General features: G+C 39.1%; 11 protein-coding genes and 1 other annotated feature. Of the genes, 2 read left to right on the top strand and 9 right to left on the bottom strand.

Features of this window, described 5'->3' with window-relative positions; genetic code table 11:
* The coding region (locus tag AOQ70_RS16910) for a nitroreductase family protein (RefSeq protein WP_197414617.1) at positions 1–236 on the top strand (236 nt) is incomplete at its 5' end.
* 89 nt (positions 237–325) lie between these two features.
* Positions 326–550: a binding site (T-box leader), on the top strand.
* Positions 551–625: 75 nt separating this feature from the next.
* Positions 626–1,975 carry an amino acid permease gene (locus AOQ70_RS16905; protein WP_059377561.1) on the top strand — a complete coding sequence of 450 codons (1,350 nt, stop codon included), beginning with the start codon at positions 626–628 and terminating at the stop codon, positions 1,973–1,975.
* Between the two features lie 44 nt (positions 1,976–2,019).
* Here the strand turns inward: AOQ70_RS16905 and AOQ70_RS16900 are convergent, their stop codons facing one another.
* The 9 genes from AOQ70_RS16900 to AOQ70_RS16865 form a co-directional block, all read right to left on the bottom strand.
* A complete protein-coding gene (locus AOQ70_RS16900) occupies positions 2,020–3,012 on the bottom strand; it encodes a glycosyltransferase family 2 protein (RefSeq protein WP_059377560.1) in 993 nt (330 codons plus the stop codon).
* Positions 3,013–3,043: 31 nt separating this feature from the next.
* Positions 3,044–5,158 (bottom strand): ArnT family glycosyltransferase, encoded by a 2,115-nt coding sequence (locus tag AOQ70_RS16895; RefSeq protein ID WP_059377557.1) that lies wholly within the window; start codon positions 5,156–5,158, stop codon positions 3,044–3,046.
* A 205-nt stretch (positions 5,159–5,363) separates the two neighbouring features.
* The gene (locus AOQ70_RS16890; protein ID WP_059377554.1) at positions 5,364–6,779 is read right to left on the bottom strand and encodes a HAMP domain-containing sensor histidine kinase; all 1,416 of its coding nucleotides are present in this window, start codon (positions 6,777–6,779) and stop codon (positions 5,364–5,366) included.
* Positions 6,776–7,462 (bottom strand): response regulator transcription factor, encoded by a 687-nt coding sequence (locus AOQ70_RS16885; RefSeq protein WP_041088081.1) that lies wholly within the window; start codon positions 7,460–7,462, stop codon positions 6,776–6,778. Before AOQ70_RS16885 ends, AOQ70_RS16890 begins: the two co-directional genes overlap by 4 nt.
* On the bottom strand, positions 7,459–7,839 hold the full coding sequence (locus AOQ70_RS20045; protein ID WP_231730900.1) for a YncE family protein: 381 nt from the start codon (positions 7,837–7,839) through the stop codon (positions 7,459–7,461). The genes AOQ70_RS16885 and AOQ70_RS20045 overlap by 4 nt, the downstream gene beginning before the upstream one ends.
* Positions 7,806–8,441, bottom strand: coding sequence for a hypothetical protein (locus AOQ70_RS20040; RefSeq protein WP_231730899.1), 636 nt, complete (start codon positions 8,439–8,441; stop codon positions 7,806–7,808). The genes AOQ70_RS20045 and AOQ70_RS20040 overlap by 34 nt, the downstream gene beginning before the upstream one ends.
* A gap of 277 nt (positions 8,442–8,718) precedes the next feature.
* Positions 8,719–10,053 (bottom strand): MFS transporter, encoded by a 1,335-nt coding sequence (locus tag AOQ70_RS16875; RefSeq protein ID WP_059377552.1) that lies wholly within the window; start codon positions 10,051–10,053, stop codon positions 8,719–8,721.
* 40 nt (positions 10,054–10,093) lie between these two features.
* Entirely contained in the window at positions 10,094–10,666 is a 573-nt protein-coding gene (locus AOQ70_RS16870; RefSeq protein ID WP_039181719.1) for a TetR/AcrR family transcriptional regulator, read from the bottom strand.
* An 80-nt stretch (positions 10,667–10,746) separates the two neighbouring features.
* Positions 10,747–12,256: PEP-utilizing enzyme (locus AOQ70_RS16865; RefSeq protein ID WP_269433635.1), on the bottom strand; the 1,510-nt coding region annotated here is incomplete at its 5' end.

Below are 12,256 nucleotides of genomic sequence, written 5' to 3'. Positions count from 1 at the left end.
AAACGTATATTGCCCTTGGAAACATGATGACAGCCGCTGCACAAATTGGCATTGATTCATGTCCAGTCGAGGGATTCAGCTACGATGAGATTCATCGCATTCTAGATGAAGAAGGGCTGCTTGAGGATGGTCAGTATGATATTTCTGTCATGGCAGCCTTTGGTTATCGTGTGACCGAGCCGAAGCGCGGCAAAACGCGCCGTCCGATGGATGAAGTAGCTGTTTGGATTCGTTAAAAGAGAATGTCTGAAAAAGGATGTTGACAATTGCGTGGTTAGTCAGTATATTTAAAAAATAAAATCTTTGATGAATATACAAATGGACTATAAACGCTTTGACTTGAGAATAGTAGATGAACATCCGTTTTTTAAGAGAGCTGCGGGTTGGTGCAACGCAGTAAAACGAATCATTGAACTCGCTCAAAGAGCGGTAAGACTGAATGAATAGTAAGTCTTTACGTGTGACCTCCGTTAACGGGTTTTAAGATGGATTCAGCTATGGTTGAATCAATTAGAGTGGTAACGCGGTTGCAAGGTCAGTCGTCTCTTCAAGGAGATGACTGGCCTTTTTATATGCTTTTATCTTATATTTGTCTGAAGATTCAAATTTAAAGGAGCTAAAGAAAATGGAAAAGGAACATGTGCAGTTAAAACGAACAATGACGTCAAGGCATATTATGATGCTCGCACTTGGCGGTGCAATTGGTGCTGGTCTGTTTAAAGGAAGCAGCTCTGCTATCGATATCGCAGGTCCTGCTGTCATTTTGGCATATATGATTGGTGGTCTTATTTTATTATTTATTATGCAAGGACTTGCCGAAATGACGGTTGCACGACCTGGCGCAAGAACGTTTCGTGATTTAATTGAACCTGTGTTAGGTAAGTATCCGGCTTATTTCTTAGACTGGATATACTGGAAAATGTGGGTGCTGAACATTGCAGCGGAAGCAATCGTATCTGCGATCTTTATTCAGTACTGGTTCCCACAGGTGCCGATTTGGATACTTGTGTTAATCATTTCACTTGTTGTGACATTGATCAACGTTTGTTCCGTTAAAATGTTTGCTGAGACGGAGTACTGGTTAGCTTCTATTAAAATTGCTGTCATTATTTTATTTATTATCATTGGGTTAACCATGCTTTTTGTCTCATTTGGTCAGCATGCAGCACCGGGATTATCCAACTTAACTGGCCACGGAGGATTTTTCCCGAATGGAACGGGCGGCTTAATTGCAGCCATGCTTGTTGTGGTGTATTCATATGGCGGGACTGAAATGATTGGGGTCACATTAGCAGAAACAAAAAACCCTGAAAAAGTCATTCCAAAGGCTATTCAAAGTACATTTGTACGAATCATCGGTTTCTATGTACTGCCGTTCTTCATCATCGTCAGCTTGATTCCTTGGAATCAAGTAAACAATGAGCAAGTGAGTCCATTCGTCACCGTGTTTGCAACGATTGGCGTGCCATATGCAAGTGACATCATGAACGGTATCATTTTACTAGCGATCTTGTCTTCTATGAACTCTGGACTGTACGCATCCTCAAGGGTACTTTATACGCAAGCGATGGATGGGCGTGTATGGAAGGGCTTCTCAAAGCTATCAAAACAGCAGGTGCCTGTTAGAGCAATCCTAGTGTGTACATCTACATTGTATGCCGCTGTATTGATTTCTCTTTTTGTAGGCAGTCAAACTTTTAATTATTTAATGGGATCTTTAAGCTATACGGTCTTATTCATCTGGTTTATTATTGCTGTCGGGCATTTAAAATCTCGAAGTGTAGCAGAACCAGGAGGATATCGCGTGAAGTTGTATCCTTTTACAACATGGTTTTCTGTGATTGCGATCATTGCCATTTTCATCGGCGTTGTGTCAACAACTCCAATTGTCCAAACAATGGTCACAATGGGCATTTATCTGATGATTACTCTTTCTTTCTTCATAAACAGAAAGCGGTTTGAAACAGCTGCTTAATACAAAAAGCGTGCGGGACCTTGAAAGAGGTCTCACACGCTTTTTTAATGCTGTTTGTATTGCTTGAAATGAACAGGTGGTTGAACAGGATGTGGCTTTGATTGAAGCCCGTAACTCTCTCTTACGATGTAAAGTGGTCGATCTTTTGCCTCGTCGTAGATTCGGCCGATGTATTCCCCAATCATTCCCAGCATAAAGAGGATAATGCCGCTAAAGAACAGCTGTATGACAATTAATGAACTCCATCCTGTAATGGTGCTGTTTGTAAAAAGCTTTAAGTAAAGTACAAGAAACATTGAAATGAATCCGATAGCGGAAAGGGCAATTCCTGCTATACTCGCTAGCTTCAAAGGTTTATAGGAAAAGGAAGTGATTCCATCCATCGAGAGCTTAAGCATCTTTTTGAGCGGATATTTTGTTTCTCCTGCTAGACGTTCATCTCGAACGTACTCTACTGCAATTTGTTTGAAACCTACCCAGCTGACTAGCCCGCGAACAAATGGATTTTTTTCTCGTATTTTTCTCATTTCATGGCACACTCTACGATCTATTAACCTGAAGTCACCGGTGTCAATTGGGATATCTACTTCGGTGATCTGACGTAAAACGCGATAGAAAAGGGAAGCGGTTTGCTTTTTGAAAAAAGTTTCGCCTTTTCGTTTGGTGCGCACGGCGTATACGACTTCATAGCCTTCTTTCCATTTTGCGATCATCTCTAATATCAATTCAGGCGGATCTTGTAGGTCTGCATCTATCACGATGACAGCTTCTCCCTTTGCATAATCCACCCCAGCTGTAATTGCAATTTGGTGTCCGAAGTTACGTGAGAAATCAATGAGTCTTACCTTTGGATCGTTTTGGGAATACCCTTTAATTAGTTCAGCTGTTCGATCCATACTACCGTCATTGACGAAGAGAAGCTCGTATGCTTCTCCCGTCGAATCCATGACTGTTTTCAGTCGCTGATAGGATTCATGGATCACAAGCTCTTCATTATAGACTGGGACTACAATAGAATATTGTATGTTCTTTTCCATCAGTCATCGTTCCTCCCTTTTAATAGATGAATTAATCAACGGATAGTTCATAAAGAGTGCCGCTCTCCATTCCGCCCATTCGTCCATTTGACTGATCATTTTGTTCTGATTGTTGGCTGTCTGTTTGTTGGTTCACTTTGGATGTAGAGCTGTTCTGCCATTTAGAAGCAGATACTTCTTTTCCATTTTTTTGAATCCAAGTTAGAATGTCAGAGCTGCCGCCTCTCATACCAGAAAGATAGAAGTATTTGATTTTGCCGTCTTTGACGAGCTGTTTGAATTCACTAAGAGTGAGAATGTTATCAGATCCACTAAATCCACCTAATGCCATAACAGCTTTTCCAGTTTTAATAATGTAAGGTGAAGCAGTGGTTGCATCTGTTGTTCCGAATAGGAATTCTTCTCCCGTATTGTTTTTCTCAAGATAGCTGATCAACTTTTCATTGACTTGTGAACTCATGCTGCCACTTGAAGTGGCAAGCTGAGGACCAGCCTCTGGAAGCATACTATTTCCTCCATAAAGAAGAGGTGTGCTTGCCCAGTATAGTGGTGCAACCAGCATGCCAAGGATGGCGATGAGAGACACGAATTGTTTTCGTTTTTCTTTTCCTTTTATCAAAAGCAGAGAAAGGATTGTTCCAACACCAATGATACCGACTGCAATGCTTAGTCCAAGACCGATCGTGCTTGTAAAAGTGGATAGGATAAAGGTTTCAAATGCTGTTGTAACGAATATCGCAATTGGAAGCAGCCATTTTTTAAACCCAGTTCCTGTTTGAAATAATTGTGTCATCGAAACCCATCCGGCTCCTGCTAATACAGCAATTGGTGGTGCCAGCATGATCAAATAATAATGATGGAAAAATCCTGCTACACTGAAAAATGCAGCAACAGGTATAAGCCAAGCTAACCAAAATAGAGTTTCTTTTTGTTTTGTATTGAGACGTCTTCTTTCAAAGGCAGTCGAGAAGAAGATACCAATCGCACCGAAGATTGCAAATGGAAGCAGCCAGCTGATTTGATCGGATAGTTCAGATTGGAACAGACGTAGCGGTCCCTTGGTTCCTGTACCAAACATGCCGGAGCCATTTCCCATTTTTCCGCCCACGCCATTTGGCGGTACATCACCATTACCGCCAAATGGCATATCAGGTGGTGTTGTGCCGTTTGCACTGCTTGGTGGTCCTTGCATTGAAGGCTGTTCCTGACTGGATGATTGGTTTGAATTGTCTGAGTTGTTTTGATTTCCATTAGATGGCGGCTGAGGCATGGTGGATGAATCATTGTCATTTTGCTGATCACCCTGCTGTGAAGGTGGCTGTCCCTCACCCTGATTTGTGCCACCTCCCCCGCCAGACTGTTGACCAGTCAACCGCTGAAGACCGTTGTAACCAAAGGCTAATTCTAGTGCTGAGTTCGATTGACTTGATCCCATATAAGGGCGATTGTCTTTATAAGTGAGATCAACAGCGATAGACCAAGAAGCAGATACACCTAAAAGAACAATCATTGAAATCATCAGTGATAACAACTTTTTCTTCCATGTCGTTCGGTAGGCAATGATGTAAAAAAGAATGAGTGCTGGTACGATCATATAGGCTTGTAGCATTTTTGTATTAAAGCCGACGCCAATCATCGCAAACGAAACAATCGCCCAAAGAACCTTTTGCTGTTTTACAGCCTTGAACATCATTCCTGTTGCTAGTAAAAGTATAAAGACAAGTAAGCTGTCAATATTATTTGTTCGAGATACAGCAACCGCAATAGGTGTACACGCCATGATAAGTGCCGCTAATCTTGCCGCTGCTTGACCAAAAGTTGGTTTGACAAGACGATAGATCAGATAAACAGATCCAATGCCTGCTAAAGCTTGAGGCAAGATGACGCTCCATCCATGGAGACCAAAAATTTTGGCACTCATCGTTTGCAGCCAGAAGGTGAGCGGGGGTTTATCCACCGTGACATATCCTGCTGGATCAAATGAAGCAAAGAAGAAATTATGCCAGTTTTGCATCATACTTGTGACAGCCGCAGTATAATACGCATTCACCGTATCATCTTCCCAAATGTTATAAATGTTTAAGATGGCAGATAAGATCAATATGAAAAATAAATAAATATCAAATTTCTGAAAACGTCTGATCAAAAGCATGTCACTCCTTTTTCTTCACTTGAAAAAAGTGTAACAAGCAAATATGAATAAAGTGTTAATAAAAAAAGGCCATTTTTTTATTTTTTAGAAATAAAAACAGCTCTTAATGAAAAGAGCTGTTCAAGTTGTAGAAAGTTCTATGGATACTGAATTTATCAGATAAAATAGTGATTCCAATGAGAGTAAAATATGTGAGTAGCTATAGAGTAGGTGAGCTCTCATTGAATGGAGCATTGGGAAGTTGAATGATAGCTGTTGTACCAAACCCAGGCTCAGATTGAATGTCGAATGTCCCATGATGTTTTTTGATGATTTGATAGACAATGGCTAGTCCAAGGCCAGAGCCGCCATCTTTTCTTGTTCGTGCTTTATTGACACGATAAAATCGCTCAGAAACATGTGGAAGATCTTCTTTTGGAATACCATTGCCTTCGTCAGTCACTCTTAATTCAGCAACACTTTGGTGAACTTGTAATTCAATTGATATTGATTTCCCAGATGGCGTGTAATGAATGGCATTGTCCAGTAAATTACGTATCACTTGTTGGAGACGGTCGCTATCACCATAAACAATACAATCCTCTTCAAGCGTTCGTTTGAAAGTAATGCTTTTCTTATCAGCGACGAATGCCATTTGATCAAGAACATCGTGGATCAGCTGTGCAAAGACAATTGGCTCCATCGTTAGTGGATAAGAGTCTCCTTCTAACTGTGCAAGATCTAAAAGATCGTGCACAAGACGGCTTAAACGTGAGGCCTCATCTTGGATGATTTGCATCCCTTTCTTTTGATCAATGATCCCTTCTTCAATTCCTTCTGCATAGCCTTTCATATAACTTAAAGGCGTTCTAAGTTCGTGAGAGACATTCGCAAGAAATTCTCTGCGGTGCTGTTCAACTTTTTCGAGAGTTGAAGACAGTTTATTAAAGGAGCGGCTAAGCTGGTTTAACTCATCTCCTTTTTTGGTTACGGCCATTCGTTTTGAAAAATCACCAGATTCCATTTCTATTGCAATTTCTTTCATTTTATTAATGGTCTGCACAATTTTATTGGAGCTCTTATATCCGATCAAGAATATCAGGAGCATAATCAATAAGATGGATATACCAAGCGTCAATCTAATTTGAACAAAGGGTTCATATACATCTGATAAGGGCATGGAGAGGAAAATAGTTCCCGATAGATCATCATTGCTTGAGAAAACAGGAATGGCGATGCCAAGAATATCTTGGTGAAACTTCGGGTGTTCTCTAATTAACACGACGGTTTCACCTTGAAGGAGCTTTTGGCGTTCCTTGAACGTAATGAGATTGTCATTTGTGTCCGTATCAAAAGGAAGTCCACTTGAAAGTTCCATTGGATCATCTGTAAAAATAACGTTCGCCTGACTTGAGTCATTTGCCCATTTCATTCTGTCGGTAAAATACTTGTCTTTCCCGTGTGTGTGATAGATTTCTGCCAGCTTCTTACCTTGCAAACTTAAGGAATCGATCTGTTTATCAATATATAAATGCTGGTATAAGTAAAAAGTAAGGGCAAGCGCTGAGGCTGCAACGATTCCGATCACTGCAAGGATTAAGAAGAGTACTTTCTTTTTAATCGATAATGGCTTCATTCTTCCTCCTCAAACTTATAGCCGACACCCCAAACGGTTTTAATATATCGTTCTGCTTCCTTTAATTTCAGTCGCAGCGTTTTGATATGTGTATCGACTGTTCTTAAAGAGCCGCTCGTTGAATGTGATTCCCACAATTTTTGATAAAGGTGTTCTCTTGAAAACACTTGTCCTTGGTTGAGCAAAAGAAACATGAGTAAATCAAATTCTCTTCTTGTTAAATTAACGGGCTGTTGATGGAGGTAAACTTGTCTGCCATCTTGATCAATCTCCATGTCACCAATCTGTATTCGGCTGCGCTTTAGTGAAAGACCTCTAATTCGTCTCAGGGTTGTTTCAATTCTTGCTGCTAGCTCACGTAGACTGAAAGGTTTCATGATGTAGTCATCTGCTCCAATTTCAAGTCCTCTAATTCGGTCCTCCTCATAACTCCTTGCTGTTAAAAATAAAATTGGAATTTGAGATGTTTGTCGAATACGCTGACAGACTTCAAATCCATCCATGTCAGGCATCATGATATCTAATACAACAAGGTCAATAGATTCCTTTTCAAGCTGATACAAGGCATCTTTTCCATTATTCGCAGTAGTAATGTGAAAGCCATGTCTCTTTAAAAAAGACCCGATTAACTCAAGCATATCAAGCTCATCATCTACGATTAAAATACGCATTTGTTCCTTCATTTCTTTTCCTCCAACACGATAGCATAAGGTCCTGATGGGACATTTAGTTGATTTTTCATAATAAGTGAGTGTTTATCGATGATGGATACTGAGTTGTCATCCAAGTTACTCACATAAATTGATGTCGTATCAGCGGTGATATAATTCGGATTTTGACCAGTTTCAACAGAAGCAAGCTGCTTATTTGTTTTGGTATCTACTTTGTATAGCGTATGATCTCCATGACATAGTACATATAAAGTAGAAGAATTTTTCTCTGGAAAAAATGCAACAGGCATAACGCCTAGCTTTATTTCTCGCTGTTTTTTGCCAGTTTTAGGGTCATAAGCAAGAATACTCTTATTTAAGGTACCTTGTTTACCATGCCGCCGATCCAAATGGACTGCCCATCAAAATGAATCCCAGAAGGCCGTTCAAGTACAGAAAACGTACGTATATTTTTTTCCTTTTCAATATCTATGACTGAGACAGTATGACTTTCTGCATTTAAAACAAATAAAACACCTGATGAAGAAAGTGTCATAGAAGAAGGTAATTTTCCGGTTTTCACAGTTGATTTTATTTTTTTACTCTTCGTATCAATAAAATAAACGACATTTTTCTGCGAATTTGCAGCAATTAATGTATGAGAAGCTGCATCATATGTAAGGGAAGTCAGCCCTTTATCCAAATTCATATAATCTGTTGCTGTCCCTTTTTTTAAATTGATTTCGATAAGGGATTCTCCCTCTTTACTTGTAGCAATGATGACGTCTTTATTGATTTGAATAAGATCAGTAAGTGGGTGTTTTAAATCCACAGAAGAGAGCATTTTGTTTTTTTGTATATCAACTATTGAAAAGGAGGCTTTTTTTAATTGAGAGATGACAGCGATCGATTGAGAGCTGCCTGGCGGTGTAAATTGCTGTTCTTTTCCACAGCCTGTCAAGAATAAAAGTAGAGCTGATAAACAGATTAAAACATATTTCATGCGTTCCATTCTTCCGCTCCTTTGCGTTCTCTATTTTCAAAATCATACCACAAAAATTGTGAAAAAAAATTGAAGTTATCTATGCTGAAAAGAATGAAAAAGAGTTTTTAGGTGAAGTGAGGGGAGACAATTTGTACTTGAAGTTCCTTTTTTGTCTGGTCGTATGCCATTTTTCCTTCTTTAAAAGATGATTTTCAGGATTTGATGGATGCACTTGCTATAGCTTACAGTGATACAAATGATGAAAAACTCCCCCGCTCTAAATAGACATAGAGCAAGGGAGCCATTAGGCGGAATGTTCAGATGATGGGGAGGTTGATTTTGTTTTTACACGTTGAGATAAAAAGAAACCAAGAATGCCTGCACCCATTAATACAATAAATAAAGATTGAAAACCACTCATGACACCAATCAATGTAGACGAAATGATACTGCCAAAATATCGAAAGGTAGAGAAAATACCAGATGCTGAACCGGATAAGCTTTGATCAACAGACGTTAAAGAAGCCATCTGCATACTAGTCATTCCAATCCCTGATGAAATTCCACCTGCGATAAGTGTCACGATAAGCAGTGGTAAGGTAGGGTACTGACTGAGTGTGATTAACATGATCCCTGATAAAGTGAGGCAGATAAATGAAAAGCTAATCATTTTTTTAGCGCCTTTTTTCGGATGGAGTCTTGCCCCTAGCAAGCCGCTAATAGACATGCAAAGAGAAAATACTGATAGAATGATACCGCTTTGTGTATGAGACAGTGAAAGTTGTTGTTCCATAAACAGCGGCATAATTAGAAGGATGGCATACATGACAAAATTACTTAGCATGATCGACAGGTTAGCATTTGTAAATGAACTGTTTTTAAAAAGCGATAAATCGATGATCGGATTCTTTACTTTCCGTACATGTATAAAGAATAATGGAATGACGATCAACGCTAGAATTCCATAGATCAAGTATTCATTTAGCAAATGGCTTTTTGTGCATAGAATGAGTGTGGCAATCCCGATGGTTAAGTACAATGAACCAATGATGTCCACATTTACTTGTAAGCGTGTATGGTTTATTTTTGGAATGAGTAATACGCCGGTCACAAGTGTAAGGAACAAGAATGGGATATTTACAAAGAATATAGAGTGCCAATCAAAACTCTGAATAAGAATCGAACCAATAAAAGGTCCAAGTGCGGCACCAATACCGGCTCCAAACCCAAAGTATCCCATTGTTTTAGACAGTTTTTCGGGGGATACTGTTGCACGAATCAATGCAATGCTATTCGGTGTTAAAATAGCACCACCAGCTGCTTGAATGGAACGAAAAATGATGAGAAAAGCTAGATTAGGTGCTAAAGCACATCCGATCGAGCCAATTAAAAAGAGCATGACCCCAATTAAATACATTCGCCGGTGTCCGTATATATCTCCTAACTTACCAGCGATAGGCTGTGTGACTGCCATGACAATAAGATAAATTGTGACAACCCAAGTGATGTTTGAAAGGGATTGATCATAATACGTTGATATGGATGATAGAGCAACTGCGATCATCGTTGAGTTGACTGGAACTAGTATAGCCCCAAGCAACAAAGAATAGATGATGAGGCTCTCTTTGTTTAACTTCAATGTGTATACCACCTTTTGTAAAAAAGAAGAATTTCACCCTTTAAGCGGGAGAAATTCCTCTCATGAAAATGTGTGTGCATGTCTCAATAAAATCTTCTTTTTGTGTGAGCACGAGTTGGAAATCTTGCTCTAGTTGCTGAATGAAAAATCCATAATACGTACTAATGAAGATGTCTGCATAAATGTCTTCTTTTTCTTTTAATACATGATGCTTGGCACCCATCTTTTTGAAATATTGTATCAGCATTTCTCTCAGTTCTTGAGGATATAACTTTTCATGATTCGTTAAATCCTTAAACATATCTGGTTCTCGCATGCTGATATAAATAAATTCTTTTTTGGAAGTCAAATTTTCAAGGAAATAGGTACCGAGAAACTTTAAATCGGTGTATAAATCGCCTTTAAATTCTGCTTCTAGGGTTTTTGTCGGTAATGATTTCATCTTCATAATGGCAGCAATGACGCCGCGTTTGTTTTTAAAGTTGCGGAAAATAGTTGCTTCACTCACATTCGCTTTTGTCGCTATTTCTTTGGTTGTTGTTTTTTGATAGCCCTTTTCAGTTAATAAATCCATTGTTGCGCGAATGATTCGTTGATTTGTAGATTTTAACAAGCATACTCACCTCAGGTTATGAATGTGTTTGCAACAAAGTAAGTATACCGATAAAATCTATGACCGCCAATACGATTAGTTCATGAACGTGAATGCTGATTTAATATCTGAACGCGTCCATTGCTGCCATCTACTGTCACAAGGTCACCGGATTGGAGTGTTTCAGTTGCTATTCTAGTCCCTAAGACAGCTGGCATCATATACTCTCTAGCAATAATAGCTGAATGGGATAAAATGCCTCCAGCATCTGTGATGACTGCTTTTGCATCTCTAAATAAGCTCGTCCATAAGGGTGTAGTCGATTTGCAAACTAAAATATCATCCTTTTGAAATTGTGAGAATTCTTCAGCGCATGTAATGACTTTTACTCTTCCAGAAACAATACCACTGGATGCGCCAATTCCATGGATCACATCGTTTGTGTTGTTTTCGTTTTCTCTTAACGAACCAAGCATTCTTTCCACTTGCTGCAATTCAGCTTCAGTTGGTGTGCCGGTGTAAGCTGGGAGTTGAATGTCTTCATTTTGTTTCATTTCTATTTTTCTTTGCTGGACAACCGATTCGAATGAGGTAGACGTTGTGAGTGCTTTGTATACCTCTTCATCATAGAGATTCCATATATCATCTTGATGAGGAATTGCTCCTTTTTGTGTAAGAAGTTCACCAATTTTTAATAGATATACCCGGGCTTTAGCATCTAACATGGCATCAATGTAGAAATGGTGGTCATCTCGGATATTCGCTGCTTGAAGGGCATATTGATACAGCGTCTCAAATTTTGTTTTAAACGACTCATCCTTCACTTGACTCATAAAATGTTTATACGTCTCTTGTCTTTTGATCACTGCTTTTGCAAATTCTTCATCAAAATCACATCGGGTCTGAATGTTATTTCTAATGATATCTAATATATATTCAGGGTTCTCTATCCATGTTTCTTCCGTAAAGTCATGACTTTTAACAGATCGCCAGCCGTAAACTTGGAGAAATTCTTCTAATTTCGAAATGAAGTGTTTTCCTTTTTTCGAGTGATTGAGTGCATACAACAGCTCTGGGTTCTTTTCATGCTGAATAAATGCTTGATGAAGTTCTGGATCTTGAAGGACTTCCTTTGCTATATCCGATAGCATCTTATCTATTTCAAGAGATTTGTTCATCACGCCTATCATCATTTCGTGCAGCAAGACGACTTGTGTTTGATCACCGGTATACGTCACAAGCATGTCTTCGATTATGGATGACAGAATGACTTGTGGCATGATGATATCAAAATGATCATCATATGCTCGTATATAAAAAGCCTTTAATTCTTCAAAGCCTTCGATTGCTTTTTCAATGGTTATAGGCTCATTTATTTGGCGATCGAGTTTTTCGTAAAATGGAAAGAAGTTTTCTTCAAGAATCTTATACATCCGTTCACTTAGATGTGGAAATAACTCAAACATACTTTCATTAAAAACGGGTGCAGCTGTCTCTCCCACTTGAGACATTTCCGGTGCAGAGTATAGGTGTCCCCTGTAAAGCTTAATATCTTTGATGTTCATATCAGGTACTTGATACTTTTCTCCATTTTTCTTCATCCCGCTTTTT

Source organism: Bacillus sp. AM 13(2015), from assembly GCF_001518755.1.
GTDB lineage: Bacteria > Bacillota > Bacilli > Bacillales > Bacillaceae > Bacillus > Bacillus safensis.
This window is presented reverse-complemented; position numbering and strand designations above follow the sequence as displayed.

Coding starts and splice junctions, on each gene's coding strand:
- AOQ70_RS16905 (WP_059377561.1), top strand. CDS start 626: ATGGAAAAGGAACATGTGCAGTTAAAACGAACAATGACGTCAAGGCAT.
- AOQ70_RS16900 (WP_059377560.1), bottom strand. CDS start 3,012: ATGGAAAAGAACATACAATATTCTATTGTAGTCCCAGTCTATAATGAA.
- AOQ70_RS16890 (WP_059377554.1), bottom strand. CDS start 6,779: ATGAAGCCATTATCGATTAAAAAGAAAGTACTCTTCTTAATCCTTGCA.
- AOQ70_RS16885 (WP_041088081.1), bottom strand. CDS start 7,462: ATGAAGGAACAAATGCGTATTTTAATCGTAGATGATGAGCTTGATATG.
- AOQ70_RS20040 (WP_231730899.1), bottom strand. CDS start 8,441: ATGGAACGCATGAAATATGTTTTAATCTGTTTATCAGCTCTACTTTTA.